At 72.3% G+C, this 19,698-nt stretch carries 22 protein-coding genes; 12 read left to right on the forward strand and 10 right to left on the reverse strand.

Features of this window, described 5'->3' with window-relative positions; translation table 11 throughout:
* Positions 1-28: 28 nt before the first annotated feature.
* On the reverse strand, positions 29-1,039 hold the full coding sequence (locus AW274_RS23515) for an Rv2578c family radical SAM protein (protein WP_062436339.1): 1,011 nt from the start codon (positions 1,037-1,039) through the stop codon (positions 29-31).
* Between the two features lie 133 nt (positions 1,040-1,172).
* Between AW274_RS23515 and AW274_RS23520 the strand changes: the two genes are divergently transcribed.
* From AW274_RS23520 to erm, 3 genes are all read left to right on the forward strand, one after another.
* Entirely contained in the window at positions 1,173-1,439 is a 267-nt protein-coding gene (locus AW274_RS23520; RefSeq protein ID WP_062332313.1) for a DUF3040 domain-containing protein, read from the forward strand.
* Between the two features lie 92 nt (positions 1,440-1,531).
* Positions 1,532-2,194: a DUF6461 domain-containing protein gene (locus AW274_RS23525; RefSeq protein WP_062436341.1), complete on the forward strand. Its 663-nt coding sequence runs from the start codon at positions 1,532-1,534 to the stop codon at positions 2,192-2,194.
* 300 nt (positions 2,195-2,494) lie between these two features.
* Positions 2,495-3,217: an ErmE/ErmH/ErmO/ErmR family 23S rRNA (adenine(2058)-N(6))-methyltransferase gene (gene erm, locus AW274_RS23530; RefSeq protein ID WP_063813625.1), complete on the forward strand. Its 723-nt coding sequence runs from the start codon at positions 2,495-2,497 to the stop codon at positions 3,215-3,217.
* Between the two features lie 3 nt (positions 3,218-3,220).
* Here the strand turns inward: erm and AW274_RS23535 are convergent, their stop codons facing one another.
* Positions 3,221-4,351, reverse strand: coding sequence for an FAD-dependent oxidoreductase (locus AW274_RS23535; RefSeq protein WP_062436345.1), 1,131 nt, complete (start codon positions 4,349-4,351; stop codon positions 3,221-3,223).
* 57 nt (positions 4,352-4,408) lie between these two features.
* On the opposite strand from AW274_RS23535, the gene AW274_RS23540 reads away from it, so the two are divergent.
* On the forward strand, positions 4,409-5,005 hold the full coding sequence (locus tag AW274_RS23540) for a TetR/AcrR family transcriptional regulator (RefSeq protein ID WP_062436347.1): 597 nt from the start codon (positions 4,409-4,411) through the stop codon (positions 5,003-5,005).
* Here the strand turns inward: AW274_RS23540 and AW274_RS23545 are convergent.
* Genes AW274_RS23545 through AW274_RS23555 form a run of 3 tightly spaced genes read right to left on the reverse strand, consistent with a single transcriptional unit; the run spans position 5,002 to position 7,904 of the window.
* Complete coding sequence (locus AW274_RS23545; protein WP_157520678.1) at positions 5,002-5,592, reverse strand: ArsR/SmtB family transcription factor; 591 nt, start codon at positions 5,590-5,592, stop codon at positions 5,002-5,004. The genes AW274_RS23540 and AW274_RS23545 overlap by 4 nt on opposite strands.
* A 31-nt stretch (positions 5,593-5,623) precedes the next feature.
* Positions 5,624-7,234 (reverse strand): penicillin-binding transpeptidase domain-containing protein, encoded by a 1,611-nt coding sequence (locus AW274_RS23550; protein ID WP_062436349.1) that lies wholly within the window; start codon positions 7,232-7,234, stop codon positions 5,624-5,626.
* A gap of 22 nt (positions 7,235-7,256) precedes the next feature.
* On the reverse strand, positions 7,257-7,904 hold the full coding sequence (locus tag AW274_RS23555; RefSeq protein WP_232320296.1) for a lysophospholipid acyltransferase family protein: 648 nt from the start codon (positions 7,902-7,904) through the stop codon (positions 7,257-7,259).
* A gap of 266 nt (positions 7,905-8,170) precedes the next feature.
* Here AW274_RS23555 and AW274_RS23560 point away from each other — a divergent pair, with 266 nt between their 5' ends.
* Complete coding sequence (locus tag AW274_RS23560; RefSeq protein WP_062436350.1) at positions 8,171-9,286, forward strand: winged helix DNA-binding domain-containing protein; 1,116 nt, start codon at positions 8,171-8,173, stop codon at positions 9,284-9,286.
* On the opposite strand, the gene AW274_RS23565 is transcribed toward AW274_RS23560, so the two are convergent.
* Together AW274_RS23565 and AW274_RS23570 are read right to left on the reverse strand one after the other, a co-directional pair.
* Positions 9,283-10,032, reverse strand: coding sequence for an ABC transporter permease (locus AW274_RS23565; RefSeq protein WP_062436352.1), 750 nt, complete (start codon positions 10,030-10,032; stop codon positions 9,283-9,285). The two genes, AW274_RS23560 and AW274_RS23565, sit on opposite strands and share 4 nt — an antisense overlap.
* Before the next feature lie 3 nt (positions 10,033-10,035).
* Complete coding sequence (locus AW274_RS23570) at positions 10,036-10,992, reverse strand: ATP-binding cassette domain-containing protein (protein ID WP_062436354.1); 957 nt, start codon at positions 10,990-10,992, stop codon at positions 10,036-10,038.
* A gap of 236 nt (positions 10,993-11,228) precedes the next feature.
* Here AW274_RS23570 and AW274_RS23575 point away from each other — a divergent pair, with 236 nt between their 5' ends.
* From AW274_RS23575 to AW274_RS41445, 6 genes are read left to right on the forward strand one after another with little or no spacing between them, the layout of a single operon-like run.
* A complete protein-coding gene (locus AW274_RS23575; RefSeq protein ID WP_062436356.1) occupies positions 11,229-11,576 on the forward strand; it encodes a YciI family protein in 348 nt (115 codons plus the stop codon).
* Entirely contained in the window at positions 11,573-12,805 is a 1,233-nt protein-coding gene (locus AW274_RS23580) for an RNA polymerase sigma factor (protein ID WP_062436358.1), read from the forward strand. The genes AW274_RS23575 and AW274_RS23580 overlap by 4 nt, the downstream gene beginning before the upstream one ends.
* Positions 12,805-13,641 (forward strand): NAD-dependent protein deacetylase, encoded by an 837-nt coding sequence (locus AW274_RS23585; protein WP_062436361.1) that lies wholly within the window; start codon positions 12,805-12,807, stop codon positions 13,639-13,641. Before AW274_RS23580 ends, AW274_RS23585 begins: the two co-directional genes overlap by 1 nt.
* Before the next feature lie 5 nt (positions 13,642-13,646).
* Positions 13,647-14,144, forward strand: coding sequence for a SigE family RNA polymerase sigma factor (locus AW274_RS23590; RefSeq protein ID WP_062436363.1), 498 nt, complete (start codon positions 13,647-13,649; stop codon positions 14,142-14,144).
* Positions 14,141-15,346 (forward strand): hypothetical protein, encoded by a 1,206-nt coding sequence (locus AW274_RS41440; protein ID WP_062436365.1) that lies wholly within the window; start codon positions 14,141-14,143, stop codon positions 15,344-15,346. The genes AW274_RS23590 and AW274_RS41440 overlap by 4 nt, the downstream gene beginning before the upstream one ends.
* Positions 15,343-16,194 (forward strand): phosphotransferase family protein, encoded by an 852-nt coding sequence (locus AW274_RS41445; protein ID WP_198169374.1) that lies wholly within the window; start codon positions 15,343-15,345, stop codon positions 16,192-16,194. Before AW274_RS41440 ends, AW274_RS41445 begins: the two co-directional genes overlap by 4 nt.
* Here AW274_RS41445 and AW274_RS23605 read toward each other — a convergent pair.
* Genes AW274_RS23605 through AW274_RS23615 form a run of 3 tightly spaced genes read right to left on the reverse strand, consistent with a single transcriptional unit; the run spans position 16,164 to position 18,711 of the window.
* A complete protein-coding gene (locus tag AW274_RS23605) occupies positions 16,164-16,556 on the reverse strand; it encodes an ACT domain-containing protein (protein WP_062436367.1) in 393 nt (130 codons plus the stop codon). The two genes, AW274_RS41445 and AW274_RS23605, sit on opposite strands and share 31 nt — an antisense overlap.
* Positions 16,553-17,497, reverse strand: a complete 945-nt coding sequence (locus AW274_RS23610) for a tyrosine-type recombinase/integrase (protein ID WP_062436369.1) — start codon at positions 17,495-17,497, stop codon at positions 16,553-16,555. Before AW274_RS23610 ends, AW274_RS23605 begins: the two co-directional genes overlap by 4 nt.
* A 5-nt stretch (positions 17,498-17,502) precedes the next feature.
* Positions 17,503-18,711 (reverse strand): RNA polymerase sigma factor, encoded by a 1,209-nt coding sequence (locus AW274_RS23615; RefSeq protein ID WP_232320298.1) that lies wholly within the window; start codon positions 18,709-18,711, stop codon positions 17,503-17,505.
* 25 nt (positions 18,712-18,736) lie between these two features.
* On the opposite strand from AW274_RS23615, the gene AW274_RS23620 reads away from it, so the two are divergent.
* On the forward strand, positions 18,737-19,132 hold the full coding sequence (locus AW274_RS23620) for a YciI family protein (RefSeq protein WP_063813567.1): 396 nt from the start codon (positions 18,737-18,739) through the stop codon (positions 19,130-19,132).
* Positions 19,133-19,698: the final 566 nt, after the last annotated feature.

Consider the following 19,698-nt stretch of genomic DNA (forward strand, 5'->3'; position numbering starts at 1 on the left):
CGATACCGGGATCGGCGGGACAAATGTCCTAGCGGAACAGCCCCAGCTGCTCGGAGACGGGCGGCTCCGCCGGGAGGGCCGGCTGACGGGCCGCGCGCTCCCGGATGCCGTGCCTGCGGGCCAGCTCGGCCACCTGCGCGGTGATCTTCTGCTGGTAGGCCTTGGGCGCGTAGGCGCCCCGCCCGTAGAGCTCGCGGTAGCGCGGCACCAGGCGCGGATGGTCGCGGGCCAGCCATTCGAGCCACCACTCGCGCGCGCCGGTCCGCAGGTGGAGCACCAGCGGGATCACCGCGGTGGCCCCGGCCTCGGCGATCTCCTTGACGGTCGCCTCCAGCTGGGCGGGGGAGTCGGTGAGGTAGGGCAGGATCGGCGCCATCAGCACCGAGCAGGGCACGCCGGCTTCGTTGAGCGCGGCCACCGCGCCGAGCCGGGCGCGCGGGCTCGGGGTGCCGGGTTCGGTGGCCCGCCAGGCGGCGGGGTGGGTGGTGCCGATCGACATCGCGGCCGACACCTGCGTCCGCCGCGCCGCCTCGGCGAGCAGGTCGAGGTCGCGCAGGATCAGGGTGCCCTTGGTGAGGATGGAGAAGGGGTTGGCGAAGTCGGTGAGGGCCCGGATGATGCCCGGCATCAGCCGGTAGCGCCCCTCGCACCGCTGGTAGGGGTCGACGTTGGTGCCCATCGCGATCGGGTCGCCCTGCCAGCGCGGCGCGGCCAGCTCGCGGCGCAGCAGCTCGACCGCGTTGGTCTTCACGACGATCTTCGTGTCGAAGTCGTGGCCCGCGTCGAGGTCGAGGTAGGTGTGGGTGTTGCGGGCGAAGCAGTAGACGCACGCGTGGGTGCAGCCCCGGTAGGGGTTGAGGGTCCATTCGAACGGCACCCGGCTCGCGCCCGGGACGCGGTTGACGATCGAGCGGGCGTGGATCTCGTAGAAGGTGACCCCCCGGAACTCGGGCGTGTCGAACGTGCGCACGACCGCGCCCTTGGTGATCAGGGCGTTGTCGGCCTGTTCGGGGATGAGTTGCAGGTTGTCCCAGCGCATCCCATGATTGGAACATCTGTTCGATCATGATCGCAACGGAAAGCGAGGGCAAATCGCGTCCCACCAAACGGCTAACGATCTTCTTTAGGGGGAACGACGTCGGCACACACCTTGCATCCCTGGGAGGTGCGCCATGTCCTGGTCGCAAGACGAGGAGCGGATGCTGGCGATGATCGAGCGGCACCTCACAGACGAGGATCCGCGGCTGGCCGCCCGTTTAGAGTCGTTCAACGAGCGGGTCGAGCGGGGCGAGCGCAATCGCCGCCGCACCGACAGGAAGAAACGCCGGTGGCGGCGGTCGACGGTGGTGATCGCGGTGAGCTGGTTGCTGATCGCGACGTTGATCGCGACGCTGCTGGTGATGGCCTTCCACAACGACGCGGCCGCCGTGCCCTTCTAGCCCGGCCGATCCGACCACCTCGGCCCCTTCCCCAAGGGGCCGTCGCCATGTCGGGAGGCCGTTCTGTCGGTCGCGCCTGCCATCCTCGGCGGGTGACCGCGACGGCTGACGACTACCTCTGGTTCTTCGACCGCTTCCCGGCTCTGGGGGAGGCCTACTGCTTGACCCTGGTCTCGGGGCTGGGCCCCGGCGACGTGGTGGAACGGCTCGGCGCGACGAGCGACGAGCTCGTCGCGCGATGCGCCGAGTGGCTCGACGACGTTCCCCACGGAATGAGCCTCGACGATCTGGGCGAGGCCGCCATGGCCGGCCCGGGCGAATACGGCATGTGGGACGGCCACTTCTTCGGGGCCGCGGCCCTCGGAGACTGGTGTCTCATCGTCGAGCCGAACGACTCCATGGGAGTCGACGCGGCGATCGCCGGCCCGCTCTCAGAAGGCAGGCGGCTGGTGTCCCACTTCCGCAACGTCAACGCGGTGAAGCGGTTCCACTGGATGGAGGACGGCGAACTGCGCCTGCGGTTCGAGCCTCCCTTCGCCGCGACCCGCCACGGCGCCGATCCCGACGGAGCGGTGGAGGCCATGCGGCTGGCCGGGTTCGACCTCGAGGGCGAGCCGGGGTGTTTCACGGTCGACGACGTCCGAAGGCACACGGGGGCCGTCTTCGCGCTGGCCGAGAACCTGACGGGGGTCAGGCTGACGCCCGAGCTGCTCGCGGGGTCGGCCTATCTGGGTGCCGTCGCACCCCGCCCGTGAAAATGCTTTGTCCGTCCCATTCCCCGATGTCTACAGTGACCCGCATGGCCTCCAACTTCTGCTGCCCCGTGTTCATCCGCATCCGCCACGGCCGGGCTCTGGCCCGCTAGCGGACGCGCTGCTTCTCTGAACTGAGCGTCCGCCGCGCGCCCAGGGCCCTTCGAGACCCCCTGAATCTCGAAGACCCAGAAGGGCAGTGCTGTGGCGCAGAATTTCGCGCACGGAAACTATTCGCATACCCAGAAGAAGGCCAGGAACAGCGGTGGCGGCCGTACGCCCGCCGACGGCGCGCGCCGGACGTTGTCGCAGAACTTCCTGGCCGACCGGCACGCCGTCGACCTGATGGTGAAGGCCGCCGCACCCGAGGGGCTCGTGCTGGAGCCCGGTGCGGGGGAGGGGGTGCTCACGTTCGCGCTGGCCGAGGTGGCGGCGCGTGTGGTCGCCTACGAGATCGATCCGCGGCTCGCGGGGCGGCTCGCCTCCCAGACGAGAGACAACCCGGTCATCGATGTGGTCAGAGGTGATTTCACGCGTGCGCGGGTACCACGGGAGCCGTTCGCGGTGGTGGGGAACATTCCCTATTCGGTCACTTCGCAGATCGTCGACTGGTGTCTTCGGGCGCCGGACCTATCGTCGGCGACGCTGCTGACCCAGCGGGAGTACGCCCGCAAGCGCACCGGCGACTTCGGCCGCTGGAGCCTGGTCACGGTCGAGTCGTGGCCGTGGTTCGACTGGCGGCTCGGGCAGACCGTCTTCCGCGAGTCGTTCCGGCCGGTCCCCTCGGTCGATTCGGCGATCCTGCGCATCGAGCGCCGGGCCGAACCGCTGGTGTCCGGCCGGCGTTCCTACCGGGAACTGGTCGAGCTCGGCTTCGGCGGGACCGGCGGTTCGGTGCGGGCCTCGCTGAAGACCCGTTACGAGGGGGTCGACCCCGCCCTGGCGGCGGCGGGCGTGCCCCGCGACGCGGTCGTCGGGCACGTCCACCCCGACCAGTGGGTGACCCTGTGGCGGCACCTGTGCTGACCGCTACGGAAGCCAGATCGCGGCGAGCCGCCGGGCGGCCAGCGCCGGCGGGGTGGCGCGCAGCAGCGCGTCGCGCAGCCAGGCGGCCGGGCCGGTTTTGGTGGTGAGCCGCGACTGGCGGCTGGAGGCGGTCATGAGCCGGTTGGCCCGTGGCCGCCTCTCGGCGTCGTAGCGGGCCAGCCGTTCGGCCGCCTCGCCAGGGCCGGCCCCGTCGAGGTGCCCGACCACGGCGGCGGCGTCCTCGAACGCCTGGCTCGCGCCCTGCCCCAGGTCGGGGGTCATGCCGTGGGCGGCGTCGCCGAGCAGGCAGATCCTGCCGGTGGTGTACGTCTCCAGCGGCCGCGCCAGCCGGGTGATCGGGTCAACGTGGACGTCGGCCGCGGCCGTCGCCCGCAACACCGCCGGCACGGCCGGGTGCCAGCCGGCCATCAGCGCGGCCATCTGGTCGCGGGCCTCCTCCGGCGAGGGGAGGGTCGCGGGCGCGGGGGCGTCGGTGAACCAGTACAGGCCGCCCGCCCCCATCGGGAACAGGCCGAACATCGCGCCGCTGTGCCGGTCGACGAGGATCGCGGTGAGCAGGTCGCCGACGCCGGGGATCGGGCCGAGTGTGCCGCGCAGGTCGAGACGGCCGGTCCGCACCGGGCCCGGATGGCCGGGGAACAGGCGGGCGCGCAGGCGGCTGCCGATCCCGTCGGCGACGACGACGGCGTCCACGACCTGGCCGCCGTCGACGGTGACGCCGCCTGGCCCTTCGGCGAGGTCGCCGACGGGCACGCCGGTGCGGACGCGATCGGCCGGCAGCCCCTCGCGCAGGGCGCGGTGCAGGACGGCCCGATCGACGACGATCGTCGGGCCGTAGCGTTCCTGGGCCTTGGCGGCGTCGGTGACCAGGAGCGGACGGCCGGCCCGGTCGCGCAGCCCGCCCCGGGTGGTCGGCGCGGCGTGCGCGCGCAGGGGCGCGCCCAGGCCGAGCCGGTCGAGGGCGGCCAGGCCGTTGGGCATCACGACGATGCCGGTGCCGGTCTCGCGGAGCTCGGGGGCGCGTTCGTAGAGGGTGACGTCGTGGCCGGTCAGGTGGAGTCCCGTGGCGGCGGCGACGCCGCCGAGCCCGGCTCCGATGATCGCGATGCGCATGGGGGATCCCGTCATTCACTACGGTCGTACTACTACTGCTATTGGTAGCATGACCGGGTGCCGCCCTCCAATCCGGACCGCCGCCGCGCCCTCACCGACGCCGCCATCCACCTGCTGGCCACCTCGGGGGTCCATGGCCTGACCCACCGCACCGCCGAACGCGCGGCGGGCCTGCCGACGGGCACGGCCTCCAACTACTTCCGCAACCGCGAGGCCCTCCTGGTCGCCGCCGCCGAACGCGTGGTCGAGCTCCACCTGGCCGACATGGACGCCGCCGCCGATCGCCAGGCGGGCGAGCCCGACCTGGCCGAGCTGCTGACCGAGTCGCTCCTGGGCGCGGCGACCGTGCTGCGCGACCGCTACCTGGCGATCTTCGAGCTCCGCCTGGAGGCGGTGCGGCGTCCCGAGCTCAACCGGGCACTCGAAGGGCTCCAGGCGGTCGCGACCGTGTTCACCACCGGTCACCACGCCCAGCTCGGGCTGGCGATCCCGCCGGAACGGGTGCCGGGCCTGATCGCCCTCTACGGCGGCGCGCTGTTCACCCTGGTCACCGCGCCGGCGGGCACGGTCACCAGGGACGTGGTCGAGCAGATCGTGCGGGCGATGGTCCCCGACGCGCCGCCGCTCCGGGCCGGCGGGAGACGTGCCGGCTAGGGCTCCTGGCGGGTGATCGCCGGGTGGAGGGCGACGACCACGCGGTGGTCGCGGCCTCCTGGCGACTGCTCGTCGTGGTAGCGGGAGACGAGGGCGGCCACGGTGGCCGAGAGCTCCTCGGCGAAGGCGGCCCGGTCGCGGGCGTTCGCGAAGCGCACGGTGCCGTCGATCGCGAACGTGGCGACCTTCTGCTGGGCCCGTTCCGAGCGGGTGATCAGCGCGCCGACGTCCTTGACGAGCTGGGCCGCCACGGCGAGCAGCCAGGCCGCCGACAGGCGGTCGGGGCGTCGTGAGGGGTCGGGTTCGACGGCTCCCAGCGCGGCGGGGGAGATGACGTAGGACCCGGCGGTCGCGCGCATGACGCGTTCGGTCACGTTGCCCTTGCGGCGCTCCTCGACGAGCTCGACCAGGCCGTGCTTCTCGAGGGTCTTGAGGTGGTAGTTGACCTTCTGCCGGGGCAGGCCGATCTTGACGGCGAGCTGGGTGGCCGAGCCGGGCTCGGCGAGTTCGGCCAGGATGCGGGAGCGGACCGGGTCGAGGGAGACTTCGGCGGCCGCGGGGTCGTCGATGACCGCCACTTCGAACATGGCCTTAGATTCTCACCGACAAGAAAATTTGTCAAAAGCCCCGCAGGAAGTCGGCCGCCACCGGCGCGGCCACCTTGCCGCCGCCCCCGCCGCCTTCGACCACGACCGCGAACGCCACGTCGTCGCGGTAGCCGTGGAACCAGGCGTGGGAGGGCAGCTTGGGCCCGCTGCCGTATTCGGCCGTGCCGGTCTTGCCGTAGGCCCCCTTGGGCAGCCCGGCCGCCTTGGCGGTGCCCTTGGCGACCACGGCCTGCATCATGCCGCGCAGGTCGTCGGCCACGCCGTCGGGCAGCGGCTGCTCCTTGGCCTTCTGCTTCAGGCCGGGGACCAGCGTCGGGGGCCGCCAGGTGCCGTCGGCGACGGCCGCCGCGACCGAGGCCATGATCAGCGGGCTGGCGATGATCTTCGCCTGGCCGAACGACTCGGCGGCGAGTTCCGCGTCGGAGGTCGCCTTCGGCATGCTGCCCTTGCCGGCCGGCACGCCGATGTTGAGCGGCTGGTTGAAGCCAAGGCTGCCGGCGATGTCGTAGAGGCCCTCGGCGCCCAGGTGCTCCTGCGCCAGCGGGGCGAAGGTGGTGTTGCACGAGTAGGCGAAGGAGTCGCTGAAGCTGATCGTGCCGTATTCGGCGTTGTCGCTGTTGCGGATCTTCAGCCCGCCGACGTTCGCGTTCTCCGGGCAGGTCACCCGCTCGCCCGGACCGACGCCCTTGGCCAGCAGGGCGGCGGCGGTGACCGTCTTGAAGGTCGAGCCGGGGGCGTACTGGCCGTTGAGGGCGCGGTTGAAGTCGCCGCGGTTGTTGGCGATGGCCAGCACCTCGCCGGTCGAGGGGCGCACGGCCACCAGCGAGGCGGGCTTCTCGAGGTCGCGGATCGCGTCGGCGGCGGCGTTCTGGACGCGCATGTCCAGGCTGGTCTTGACCGGCTCGCCCTCCTTGCCCTTGATCGACTCCAGCGGCTTGTCGCCCGCCATGACGTCGGTGGTGGGGGTGCCGGCCAGCCGCTTCTGGAAGGTCTCCTGCAGGCCGCCGCGCCCGATCGCCTGGTTCTTCCGGTACGCCGGGCCGAGTTTCGCGACGTCCTTGGCGGTCGCCTTGTCGAGGAACCCGGCCAGCTGCTGCACCGACCCGCCGACGTCGGTGCCGTCGATGCGGTTGCCGTCGGCGTCGGTCAGCGCGGCCCGCTGCGGCCAGGTGGTCTTCAGCGCCAGCTTGGCGGTGCCGTCGATGCCCGGGTGCAGGGCCTGCGGCTTCCAGTCGACCTTCCACTGCCGGTCGAACACGACCAGTCCGAAGGTGCCCGTGTACGTCCAGGGCCCCACGTCGGCGATGTCGAGGGTGGCCGTGTAGGACGCCTCGTAGCGGTCTTCGCCGGCCGGGGCCACCTGGCCCAGCTCGACCGACTTCACGGTCGCCTTGAGGTCTTTGGCGATCGAGCCGGTCACCGTGTCGAACGTCGCCGGGACCGGGGTCACCAGCTGCGTCTTCATCGCCGTCAGGTCGTTGGCCGCCCAGGCGGCGGTGTAGAGCCGGGCGGTCTCCTGAGGGGTGCCGCGTGTGTGCAGCACCCACCAGGCGCCGGCCCCGCCGCCCGCGGCGGCGACCACGCCCGCCACCGAAATGATCGCTATCGTTCGTCCCCGCACGGCGACGAGCTTAGCGAATTGGTTACGAATTGGGCCGTTTTGCGTAGCTGGGCACGTACTCCTGGCCGGAGAGCTCGCGGATGGCGTCCATGATCTGGTCGGTCACCTCACGCCGGTCGCGGGCCTTGGCGGCGTCGCCCTCGAACGTCATCGGCTTGCCGATCGTGACGTCGATGCGGTGCACGCGCGGCACCGACGCGCCCGGCGGCAGCACCTTGTCGGTGCCCGCCAGCGCCACCGGCAGGACCGGCGCGCCGGTCGTCAGGGTCAGCCAGGCCACGCCGATCTTGCCCTTGTAGAGGCGGCCGTCGGGCGAGCGGGTGCCCTCGGGGTAGATGCCGAACAGGCCGCCCTCGTCGAGGATCCCGGCGGCGGCGTCGAGCATCGCCTGGGCGGCCCCGGCGCTCTCGCGGTCGATCGCGATGTTGCCGCTCATGATCATGCGGGTGATCGGGCTGCCGGTGAAGTACTCGTTCTTGGCGACGAACGTCACCGGCCGGGGCATCAGCGCGGGCAGGAAGAAGGAGTCGAGCGCCGACAGGTGGTTGGCGGCGATGATCGCCGGTCCGGTCGCGGGGACGTGCTCCATGCCCACGACACGCGGACGCCAGACGGCGTGCATCACCGGGACGCTGATGACTTTGGCGACGCGATAGAACAGCGACGACAACGGGGGCTCCTCCCTCGGTTGACCGCTCCAAGCCTAGGTGTCGCCGGGACCGAGAGACGACGATGCCCCGCGCTGTGGCGGGGCATCGCTGGAGAACGTTTTAGGCCGGTGTGGTGGTCGCCTCCTCGGCGAGATGCACAACACGGTTCCAGCCGAACGGTATTCCGTGAAGGCGGTAAATGCGGCCCGGGGGACACATCCACACCGGCACTACGTAGTTAACCACACGCACGGACTCCCTGTTCCCGGGCCCGTAGGCTGGCGGCATGCCGATCACGCTCCGTGCCCTCAACCGTGCCCTGCTCGCCCGCCAGGGTCTGCTGGAGCGGATGCGGCTCCCGCTGCCGGGCGTGGCCGAGCGGATCGGCGCGTTGCAGATGCAATATTGGCCCGCGCTGGGCCCGGCGTTGTGGAGCCGGACCCACGAGGTCGCGCCCGAGTCCCCCTGGCACGCCCACTCCGCCGGCGACCTGGTCACCGGCACCCTGCTGCGCGGCACCATCCACACCGTCACCCCGGCCGACTACCCCTTCTACGCGGCGGTGGCGGCGGCCTCGAAGGTGGGCTCGTTCCGGGCCGGCCCCGAGCCCGAGATCGGCGAACTGCTCGCCCTGATGCGCGAGATGGGCGCGACCCCGCGCCCGGGGGCCGACCTGGTCGCCGCGATCGACGCGTGGGTGGTCGCGCACCCGGGCGTGTTGTCCGAGCGCGAGATCGAGCTCCAGCGCCTCTACCGGTGGACGTCGGTGATGATGCGGGTCGGGTTCGTTCGCGTCCCGGCCGAGGGGGCGTGGTCGAAGCGCACCCCGATGTTGTTCGCGCTCGGCCCGGTCACCGGGTTCCCGCCGCTCGGCGAGGCGCTGGAGTTCGTGATCCGCCGCCACCTGGGGGCCTTCGGCCCGGCCGCCGCCGAGGACGTCGCCTCGTGGATCGCCTGGAACATCACGCCGGTCCGCGCGGCGCTGCAGGCGATGGCCGACCTGGTGACGTTCACCGACGACGACGGCCGCACCCTCTACGACCTGCCCGGCGCGCCCCGGCCGGGCGAGGAGGCCGAGGCGCCGGTCAGGCTGCTGCCCTGGTTCGACAGCACCCTGCTCGCCTACGCCCCCGGCCGCCGCGCCCGCATCCTGCCCGACCCGCACAAGGACCACGTCTACGTGAAGGCCAACGGCCAGCTCAAGCCGTCGTTCCTGGTCGACGGGAAGGTCGCCGGGTTGTGGGCGATGACGACCGCCAAGGTCGGGGCGGTGACGCTGGTGCTGACCCCGCTGGAGCAGGTGCCGATCCTGGCCAAGGCCGAGCTGGTCGCCGAGGCCAAGCGGCTGCTGGAGTTCACCCACCCGGCCGCCGCCTCCCACGAGGTGGTGTTCAAGGGCTAGAGCCCGCGCGCCATCCGCCGCCGGGCCAGGTGCAGCCCGAGGAGCGCGGTGACCACGGCCGCCGCGACGCCGCCGACGACCGGCGCGTCGAGGAACCGGCCGGCGAACAGGGCGCGCTCGGCCTCCACGACGTAGGTGACCGGGTTGAGGGCGGCGGCGGTCTGGAGCCAGCCCGGCCCGTTCTCGACCGGCAGCAGCACCCCCGAGAGCAGCAGCAGCGGGAACATCACGACCTGGGTGATGCCGTAGAACAGCTCCCCGCCGGGGGCCGAGACGATGGCCAGCACGAACGACAACCCGCCGAGCCCGACGCCGAACACGACCAGCAGCGTCAGCCCGGTCAGCATGCCCGGCACGTGCAGGTCGAGGCCGAGCGGCACGGCCAGCCCGATGATGAGCACCGACTGGGCGAGCAGGACGACGAACTCCTTGAGCGTCCGGCCGACCAGCAGGGCGGTCCGGCTGACCGGGGTGACCAGCAGGCGTTCCATCGAGCCGCCGATGAGGTCGAGCAGCAGGAAGTACCCGGCCATCAGCGGGCCCGACAGGCACATCATGATCAGGATGCCCGGGACGAACCACTGCCAGGCGGGGCCGGGGGTCGCGGTGCCCTGCTCCAGCAGTGGCCCGAACAGGTAGAGGAACAGCAGGGGCTGGGCCATGGTGAAGACGAGCGAGAGGGGATCGCGCCACACGGGCGCGAACTCGCGGCTGAAGATCGTGGCGGTGTCGCGGAGGAAGGGCATGGCTCAGGCGTCCTCGTCCCGGATCGTGCGGCCCGTCAGGGCCAGGAAGACGTCGTCGAGGGTGGGGCGGGAGCTCTCGGCCGCCTCGGCCTTCAGGCCGGCCGTGTCGAGGGCCCGCAGTAACTCGGGGAGCGCGCGGTCGGCCGCCGCGACGCGCAGGGTCAGCCGCGGCCCGTCGGCGGCGATCTCGGCCGCGCCGGGCAGGCCCGCCGCCAGTTCGGCCGCGCGGGGCACGTCGGCCGGGTCGTGCAGGGTGACGGTCAGGCGGTCGCCGGCCAGGTCGGCCTTGAGCCCGCGGGCGGTGCCGTCGGCGATGATGCGGCCCTGGTCGATGACCACGACGCGTTCGGCCATCGTGTCGGCCTCCTCCAGGTAGTGGGTGGTCAGGAACAACGTGGTCCCGTGGTCGGCGCGCAGCCGCAGGATGTGCGACCAGATGTCGGCGCGGCTGGCCGGGTCGAGGCCGGTCGAGGGTTCGTCCAGGAACAGCAGGGGCGGGCGGTTCATCAGGCCGAGCGCGATGTCGAGGCGGCGGCGCTGGCCGCCCGACAACGTCGACGGCTTGCGGGCGAACAGGCCGTCGAGGCCGACCACCGTCAGCAGTTCCTCGGCCCGCGACCGCGCCTCGCGGCGGGTCTGGCCGTAGCAGCGGCCCTGGGTGACCAGCTCGTCGCCGATCCGGAACGCCTCCCCGGCGCCGCCCTTCTGGCCGATGTAGCCGATCCGGGCGCGCACGGCCGCCGCCTCGGTGGTGACGTCGTGCCCGGCCACCCGGGCCGTCCCGGACGTCGGCGGGAGCAGGCCGGTCAGCATCCGCAGGCAGGTCGACTTCCCGGCGCCGTTGGGCCCGAGGAAGGCCACCAGCTGACCCGGCTCCACGTCCAGGTCGACGCCGCGCACGGCGTCGACCGAGGTCTTCTTGAGGGTGTACGTCTTGGTCAGTCCACGGGCGTGAATCATTGACGCTCCTTGATTTCTTGCACGCCGAAGAAACCCCTGGTCGGGGGCGTTTCGGGATCGCTCCATCCTGACCGGCCCACCGGCTCGCAGGCAAACGTGAAATGTACGTTCACATTCGGTCTGACCTGCGGAAACGCCGGAGGGTGGCCGGGGCGTACCGAGGGTGAAACCGCCCGTGAGCTGGGCGGCAACCGGTTTTTGAAGATTTTTTGATCGGGGGCGATACGGTCGGGTCCATGAAGTACGCGCTGATGATCTACGGCAATCAGGCGGGCTACGCGGCGTTCGCGCCGGAGGAGTTCCAGGCCCTGGTCGACCGCCACGACGCCTGGATCGCCAAGCTCCGCGAGACCGGCGAGCTGGTGGCCGCGCAGGGGCTCGAAGGCGAAGACCAGGCCCGGTCGGTCCGGGTGCGCGACGGCATCCCGGTGGTGACCGACGGGCCGTTCGTGGAGGCCAAGGAGTTCCTGGCCAGCCTCTACATCGTCGAGTGCTCGGCCGAGCGCGCGGTCGAACTGGCGGCCCTGCTGCCGGAGGCCGAATTCTCCGCCGTCGAGGTGAGACCGGTGTACGAGGGCGCATGACCGGCGTCGACGCGGTGACCGACCGCCTGCTGCGGGAGCTGGCGCCGCAGGTGCTCGCGGTGCTGGTCCGCCGCTGGGGCCGGTTCGACGCGTGCGAGGACGCCGTCCAGGAGGCCCTGCTGGCGGCGGCGCTCCAGTGGCCCGTCGAGGGCGTGCCGGCCAGCCCCAAGGCGTGGCTGGTGACCGTCGCCGGCCGCCGACTGGCCGACGAGGCGCGCAGCGACCAGGCGCGCGAACGCCGCGAGGAGCGTGTCGCGGCGATGCCCGGCCAGGGCGACGACGTCGAGCTCCACGACGACACCCTCACCCTGCTGTTCCTGTGCTGCCATCCGTCGATCTCGCCGTCGTCGCAGGTCGCGCTGACGCTGCGGGCCGTCGGCGGGCTGACGACCGGCCAGATCGCGCGCGCGTTCCTGGTGCCCGAGGCGACCATGGGCCAGCGCATCAGCCGCGCCAAGCAGGCGATCAGGGCCGCCGGGGCCCGGTTCGAGCCCCCGCCGGTCGCCGAGTGGGAGGGGCGGCTGGCCGTCGTCCTGCACGTGCTCTACCTGATCTTCAACGAGGGCTACGCCGCTAGCGCCGGAGAGGGGCTGCTCGACGTCGAGCTGACCGCCGAGGCGATCAGGCTGACCCGGCGGCTGCACGCGCTGCTGCCCGGCGACGGCGAGGTGTCGGGGCTGCTGGCCCTGATGCTGCTCACCGACGCCCGCCGTCCCGGCCGCACCGGCCCCGGCGGGACCCTGATCCCGCTCGCCGACCAGGACCGTTCCCGCTGGAACCGGGCCCTGATCGCCGAAGGCACCGACCTGATCACCGAGACCCTGCGCTCGGCCTCGCTCGGCCCCTACCAGGTGCAGGCCGCCATCGCGGCCGTCCACGACGAGGCCCCCAGCGCCGAACAGACCGACTGGCGGCAGATCCTGGTCCTGTACGCCACCCTCAAGCGCTTCTGGCCCGGCCCCATGGTGTCCCTCAACCACGCCGTCGCGGTCGCCATGGTCGACGGCCCCGAGGCCGGCCTCGACCTGCTCGCCGAGGTCGAGGAGGACGCCCGGCTGAAGGGCCACCACCGGGTGGAGGCGGTCCGGGCCCACCTGCTCGACCTGGCCGGCGACCTCGACGGCGCCCGCGCCGCCTACGCCAAGGCGGCCCGCCAGACCGCGAACCAGCCCGAACGCCGCTACCTGGAGCACAAGGCACGCCAGGCCGACCGCAGAATGGACAGGTGATGCGAGAACTCGCCGGCCTGGTCGGCGACGGGGGAGTGGTGGTCCTCAGCGGCGCCGGGCTGTCGACCGAGTCGGGCATCCCCGACTACCGGGGCGAGACAGGCCGGGCCCGCCGCGCCGACCCGATGACCTACCAGACCTTCACCACCAGCGCCGCCGCCCGCCGCCGCTACTGGGCCCGCAGCCACGTCGGCTGGCGGCACATGGGCCGCGTCGAGCCCAACGCCGGCCACCATGCCGTGGCCCGCCTCGAACGGCTCGGCCTGGTCGACGGCGTGGTCACCCAGAACGTCGACGGCCTCCACCAGGCGGCCGGCACCCGGCGGGTGGTCGAGCTCCACGGCGGCCTCGACCGGGTCGCCTGCCTGAAGTGCCGGGCGCGTATCCCGCGTACCGAGCTCGACGACCGCCTGAAGGCGGCCAACCCCGGCTTCGACGCGGCCGTCGGCCCGATCAACCCCGACGGCGACGCGGTCGTGCCCGACGAGCTCGTGGCCGGGTTCACCGTGGTCGACTGCACGGGCTGCGGCGGCCTGCTCAAGCCCGACGTGGTCTTCTTCGGCGAGAACGTGCCGCAGCCGCGCGTCGACGAGTGCTTCGGCATGGTCGCGGCGGCGCGGCTGCTGCTGGTGCTGGGCTCGTCGCTGGCCGTGCGGTCGGGCCGCCGCTTCGTCGACCGGGCCGAGGCCCTCGGCATCCCGATCGCGATCGTGAACCAGGGCCCGACCGGAGGCGACGGCCAGGCGCTGCTGAAACTCGACGCGCCGCTGGGTCAGACGCTCACGGCGCTGGCGGGCGGACCGGCGTTCAACACTTCGCGGGGCACGGCCGTCTAGGTGAGGTGAGCCCCGACCCCGACTTCGCCGCGTTCGCCGCCGAACGCGCCGACGCCCTCTTACGGTACGGCTACGTCCTGAGCGGCGACCCCCACGACGCGGCCGACCTCACGCAGGAGGCGCTGGCGCGGCTGCACCGGGCGTGGCCCCGCGTCCGGAGCAAGGACAACCCGGAGGCCTACGTCCGGGTCGTCATGGCCCGCCTGCACATCAGCGTCTGGCGGCGGCGCCGCCGCGAGAGCCTGGCCGTCGACCCGCCCGACGGGGCGTGGGAGGACGAGCACCCCTCCGACCGCGAGCAGGGGCTCTGGCGGGCGCTGGCGGGCCTGCCCCGCAAACAGCGCGCCGTGCTCGTGCTGCGCTACTACGAGGACCTGTCCGACGCCGAGATCGCCCGGGTGCTGGGCATCGCGCGCGGCACCGTCCGCAGCCACGCGAGCCACGGCCTGGCCCGCCTGCGCACCGTCATCGGAGCACGCGAAGCCGACAGGAGCGCGCGATGAGCCAGGAACCCGCGACGACACTCGAAGACGACCTGCGCGCCACCCTGCGGCGGGCCGCCGGGCACGCCCCCCTCGCCCCGCCCGGCCTGCTGGCCGGGGTCGGCCGCAGGAGCCGCCGCCGGGCCAGGATCCGGCTGCTGGCCTCGGCCGCCGCCGTCGCCGTGGTCACGGCCGGCACGGTCTTCGCGGTCCGGTACGAGAAGCCCGAACCCGTGGTGGTCAACCCGTCGCTGCCGGCGATCACGCGCGAGCAGGTGGTCGGGTCGCCGGCGGTGGAGGAGGTGTGGCCGCACGCGGTCAGGGTCGTCCCGGCGACCCTCAAGGGGGTCGGCCGGCTGCGCGCGCTGGCGCTCGTCGACGACCGGACCACCCTGTTGTCGACCTGGGGCTCCCACGAGAACGCCAACGCCGTCTACGCGTACGACCAGGTCACCCGCGAGACCCGCAAGGTCACCGACGTCCCCACCCGCAGGGGTGAGATCTCCGACGGCTTCCTCGTCGTCGGCGACCGGCTGATCTGGCACGTCAGCACCGACACCGGGGCGGTCATGTGGGAGGCGCCGCTGTCCGGCGGCACCGCGCGGCGGCTGCCCGGCCGGCTTCCGCACGTCCCCGCGCGGATGGAGGTGCGCGGCGACCGGTTCGTCTACTCCGCCCAGGAGGGGGTGTTCAGCGTCCCGCTCACCGGCGGCCGGCCCGAACCGGTGCCCGGCGGGCAGGGGCTGTTCCTGCTGGAGTGGCCGTGGGCGGGCGCCTTCGAGCCGTCCGACATGGCGGAGATCGCGTTCCGGCGCCTGGTCAACCTGGAGACGGGCGAGGTCTCCGAGGTCACCCCCGATCCGGGCGACCGCACCGTGATCTGCGGGGTGACCACCTGCTCGGGCCTGCACGCCGACGGCACGCCGTTCGTCCGGGGCCGCGACGGGACCGGGGAGCGCAGGCTGCCGGGCGTGTCGTTCGGGCTGGCCGCCGACCGGATCATGGGACTGGACGACTCCCGCTCGGGCGAGTCGGAGCAGTACCTCGTCGACGTGGCCACCGGCCGGGCGGGGAGCCTGGAACTCGACATGCCGCTGAACGCCGAGGGCGCGTACACGACGATCGCCGTCACCGTCGACCGGCGGGACATGCTCAGCGCGCATCGGACCGGTGCCCGAACGTTGGTGATCATCGACCTGCGGCGGATAGTCTCTGGCCGGTGATCGACGAGATCGGCGCCGTGGCGGCGCGTCATCTGGGGCGGCCGGCCCGTTCGGTGGTCAAGCTCGGCGAAGGCTGGGACAACGTCGCCTACGAGGTCGACGGCGACCTCATCGTGCGCGGCAGCAAGGAGGGCGGCGCGGCGGAGATCCGCCGCGAGGCCGCGCTGCTCGCCGTCGTCGCGCAGGTCTCACCCGTGCCGACCCCCCAGGTCCTGTTCGTGGACGAGGCGGCGGGCGTGATGGCGTACCGGAAACTGGCGGGGGACCCCCTCGACAGCCGGCGCGGGATCGCGGTCGCCGCACCACTGGGGGCCTTCCTCGCCGCGATGAACGCGGTGCCGGCCGAGCGGGTCGCGGGCCTGGTCGAGGTCGACGACGACCCGTTCTACGCCTGGCTGGCCGGGACGATCGAGGAGTACCAGGAGGTCGTCGCCGAACACGTGCCGGGCGACCTGCGCGGGCCCATCGAGAAGTTCCTCCGCCACGACCCGCCGCGCAACGAGACCAAGACGCTGGCGTTCTGCCACAACGACCTCGGCGCCGAACACGTGCTGACCGACGGCACGACCGTCACCGGGGTCATCGACTGGACCGACGCCGCCATCTCCGACCCCGCCTACGACCTGGGCCTGGTGCTGCGCGACCTCGGCCCCGAGGTGTTCGCCGAGACGCTGCGCCACTACCGGGCCCACGGCGGCGACGCCGGCCCGACGGCCGAGACGCGGGCCCGCTTCTACGCCCGCTGCGCGATCGTCGAGGACATCGCCTACGGCCTCACCCAGCCCGGCGCCCACCACTACGCCGAAGAGGGCCTGGCTCACCTGGCCTGGACGTTCGCCGACAACTGACGCAGCACCCGCATCGTGTCGCCGGCCCGGTCGGGCGGCACGAACAGGTGGTCGTGGAAGTAGGCCGCCACCGCGTTGCACGGGATGCCCTCGGCCGTCAGCGCGGCGGTGATCGCGGCCAGCATGCCGACCGCCGCCAGCGACGAGTGCACCCGCAACGTGATCCAGCGGCACGGGAAGACGCCCTCGGCCTGCCCCTCGGGCACCACGAACGTGACGCCCTCGGGCTCATTGAACGTGAACACCGGGGTGAGGCCCGGCGGCCGCTCAGGGGCGGTCGCGAAGACGTAGACGCCGTCGTGGAGGACCGGGTCGAGGGTGGCCAGCAGGGTCGCGAGGTCGTGCTCGCCGGGCGTGGTCATCCGATGACCGCCGCGACGATCTGCGACGGGTCGCGTTCGAGGTTGTCGCGGCTGTGGATGTAGATGTCGGTGGTCGACGAGCTCGAATGGCCGAGCGCCTGCTGGAGCTGCTTGACCGACGCGCCCCGGTCGCTGGCGACCGTCGCGAACGTGTGGCGCAGCGCGTGGGGGGTCACCTTCGACTCCAGCCCGGCCGCCTTGGCGACCTTCACGACCAGCCGGTAGGCGTCGGCCCGGTCGAGCGCCCGCCCGCCCGCCGTCGCGAACAGCGGCCCGGTCAGCTTCTCCCTGTCGACCCCGGCGCGCCGGGCGCGGTCGTCGAGGTAGGCGTCGAGAGCCGCCGCGGTGGCCGGGGGCAGGTTGCGCACGCGGGTCTTCTGCCCCTTCCCGACGATCCTGAGGGTACGGTGCCCGCGCTGGTGCCCCAGGTCGTCGATGCCGGCCGCAAGCGCCTCCGACACACGCGGCCCCAGCTCGATCATCAGCCGGATGAACGCGGCCGTGCGCAGCGCCGTCGGCCCGGTCGTCGCGTCGGCCGCCGCCACGAGGGCCCGCGCCTCGTCTTCGGTGAGCCCGACGGTCTCCGACTGGAAACGTTCGACCTTCGGGCGGCGTACCCGGGTGAAAGGGTTGGACTCCAGCACGCCCTCGTCGGTCGCATAGGCGTACCAGGAGGAGATCGCCGACAACTTCCGCGCCAGCGTGCGCGGCGAGACCGGCCCGAGCCAGCGCGCGAACGCGTCGCCGTGCACGCGGATCGCCCGCAGCGGATGGACGTCGTGCCGCTCGCAGAACGCGAGCCACTGGTTCAGATCGGAGCCGTAGGCCGACCGCGTGTGGGGTGAGGCGAACGACAACAACCAGGCCCGCGTGAGCCGGTCGAGCACCGCCTCGCCGTCATGGGCCACCACGCCGTCGATCACCCGTTCGGGCAGACTCATGATCGTCAGGATACTCCGGCACGCCCCAGCAGCAGCGCCCTCTCCCGCTCATTACGCGTCAGGTCCGCGGCCCGCCGGAACTCGGCGCGGGCCTCCTCCTCGCGGCCGAGCCGGGCCAGCAGCTCGCCCCGCACACTGGGCAGCAGGTGGTAGTTCCGCAACGCGGGCTCGCCGGCCATCTCGTCGACCAGTTCGAGCCCGGCCTCGGGACCGTAGGCCATCGCCAGCGCCACCGCGCGGTTGAGCTCGACGACCGGCGACGGGTCGAGCCGTTCGTAGAGCGCCGCGATACGCGGCCAGTCGGTCGCCTCCGCCGTCTCGGCCCGCGCGTGACAGGCGGCGATGGCGGCCTGCAGGGCGTAGGGCCCCTCCCCGGCCTGGTCGAGGGCGGCGAGCCCGGCCGCGATGCGGGCCCGGTCCCACTTCGTGCGGTCCTGGTCCGGCAGCAGGATCGGGTCGCCGTCGGCGTCGGTACGGGCGTCGAGCCGGGACGCCTGGATCTCCAGCAGCGCCCGAAGTCCGTGGACCTCCTGCTCGCCGGGGAGCAGCTCCTCCAGGAGCCGGGCCAGCCGCAGGGCCTCCTCGCACAGGTGCGGCCTGATCCAGTCGTCTCCGGCGGTGGCGGTGTAACCCTCGTTGAAGATCAGGTAGACGACCTCCAGGACCGCTTCGAGACGTTCGGAGAGCTCCTCGCGGTCCGGCACCTCGAAGGGGACCCGCTCCGTGGCGAGGGTCTTCTTCGCCCGCGAGATCCGCTGCGCCAGCGTGGCCTCCGGGGTGAGGAACGCGCGGGCGATCTCGTCGGTGCTCAGCCCGCCGAGCAGGCGCAACGTCAGCGCGACCCGCGACTGGGTCGTGAGGACGGGGTGGCAGGCGACGAAGACCAGCCGCAGGACGTCGTCCTCGATGGTGTCGAATTCCTGCTGCTCTTCCACCTCGGTGACGGTCCGGGCGAGCTCGGCGAGCTTCTCGTCGTGGCGTGCCCGGCGGCGGAACGTGTCGACGGCCCGGCGTTTCGCGACGGTGGTCAGCCACGCTCCCGGGTTGTTCGGCACGCCGTCGCGCGGCCACTGCTCCAGGGCCGCCACCAGGGCGTCCTGCGCGAGTTCCTCCGCCAGGGCGACGTCGCCGGTGAGGCGGGCCAGCCCGGCGACGACCCGGGCCGCCTCTTCTCGCCAGACCTCTTCCACCGCCTGGTGCGCCTTGTTGGTCACCGGGCCATTCCACCAGACTGGGCGGATGCGATTCATGATCATGGGCCGGGGGAGCGAGGCCAGCGAGGCCGGGGTGCTGCCCAGCGACGAACTGATCTCGGCGATGGGGGCGTACAACGCGGCCATGACGGAGGCCGGCGTACTGGTCGCGGCGGAGGCGCTGCATCCGATGACGCGGGGGGCGCGGATCTCTTACCGGAAGGGGAAGGCCGTCGTGATCGACGGGCCGTTTACGGAGACGAAGGAGGTCATCGCGGGGTTCTGGATCATCGAGGTGGCTTCCAAGGAGGAGGCGGTGGGGTGGGCGCTGAAGATGCCTTATGCGCAGGACGGGGAGGAGGGGGTGGAGATCCGGGAGGTGTTCGAGGTGCCGGAACTGGATGAGCGGATCGCGGCGGAACGGGCTCGGGGGGAGAGGTGAACTGACGGCGGGGGCGTTTTTGGCGTGCGACTTTCGGCTTGGTGGACCGGGCCGTTCGATGGTGACCCTGGCACGTGCTTTCGATGGCCCATGGTTGGGCACCAGTGCTCGGGACGATCACAGGCATGACCAGCGGGGCTGCGTGAAGTCTCGGTCGCGCAGCGTGGGGCCACATGGCGCTTCATGGTCCGACGACCCATTCGGGAGAGGTCAGGGTGATCTTGGACGTGACCGTTTGGTGGCCCTATCGGGTTTGCGGCGGTGGGTGTGACCGGCTGGAAAACGCGACCTGCCGGAGATCATGGCCGCGGCTCGGGGTGGTCGAGGGGGGCCGAGACCGAATGCTCGACGTGTCGGAGGACGACTTCCTCGGCGGTGACACCGGCACTAGAGTTCACGGCGGTTGAGGACGGGGAGCGCTAACGCCCCTCTACGGCGACCGAGATGTGGACAGGGTGTCATGCTGATCGCGCGCTTCTCGTGAGCAGACCGCGTCCGGCGTTGGTTGGGCAGGTCCGATACGACCGAGGCGATGCTCCAGACGGTGTTCCGCCTCGTGGACGATG

Source organism: Herbidospora daliensis (assembly GCF_001570585.1).
Taxonomy (GTDB): Bacteria; Actinomycetota; Actinomycetes; order Streptosporangiales; family Streptosporangiaceae; genus Herbidospora; species Herbidospora daliensis.

Coding starts and splice junctions, on each gene's coding strand:
- AW274_RS23515 (WP_062436339.1), bottom strand. CDS start 1,039: ATGCGCTGGGACAACCTGCAACTCATCCCCGAACAGGCCGACAACGCC.
- AW274_RS23520 (WP_062332313.1), top strand. CDS start 1,173: ATGTCCTGGTCGCAAGACGAGGAGCGGATGCTGGCGATGATCGAGCGG.
- AW274_RS23535 (WP_062436345.1), bottom strand. CDS start 4,351: ATGCGCATCGCGATCATCGGAGCCGGGCTCGGCGGCGTCGCCGCCGCC.
- AW274_RS23545 (WP_157520678.1), bottom strand. CDS start 5,592: ATGTTCGAAGTGGCGGTCATCGACGACCCCGCGGCCGCCGAAGTCTCC.
- AW274_RS23560 (WP_062436350.1), top strand. CDS start 8,171: ATGCCGATCACGCTCCGTGCCCTCAACCGTGCCCTGCTCGCCCGCCAG.
- AW274_RS23565 (WP_062436352.1), bottom strand. CDS start 10,032: ATGCCCTTCCTCCGCGACACCGCCACGATCTTCAGCCGCGAGTTCGCG.
- AW274_RS23570 (WP_062436354.1), bottom strand. CDS start 10,992: ATGATTCACGCCCGTGGACTGACCAAGACGTACACCCTCAAGAAGACC.
- AW274_RS23575 (WP_062436356.1), top strand. CDS start 11,229: ATGAAGTACGCGCTGATGATCTACGGCAATCAGGCGGGCTACGCGGCG.
- AW274_RS23580 (WP_062436358.1), top strand. CDS start 11,573: ATGACCGGCGTCGACGCGGTGACCGACCGCCTGCTGCGGGAGCTGGCG.
- AW274_RS23585 (WP_062436361.1), top strand. CDS start 12,805: ATGCGAGAACTCGCCGGCCTGGTCGGCGACGGGGGAGTGGTGGTCCTC.
- AW274_RS41440 (WP_062436365.1), top strand. CDS start 14,141: ATGAGCCAGGAACCCGCGACGACACTCGAAGACGACCTGCGCGCCACC.
- AW274_RS23605 (WP_062436367.1), bottom strand. CDS start 16,556: ATGACCACGCCCGGCGAGCACGACCTCGCGACCCTGCTGGCCACCCTC.
- AW274_RS23610 (WP_062436369.1), bottom strand. CDS start 17,497: ATGAGTCTGCCCGAACGGGTGATCGACGGCGTGGTGGCCCATGACGGC.
- AW274_RS23620 (WP_063813567.1), top strand. CDS start 18,737: ATGCGATTCATGATCATGGGCCGGGGGAGCGAGGCCAGCGAGGCCGGG.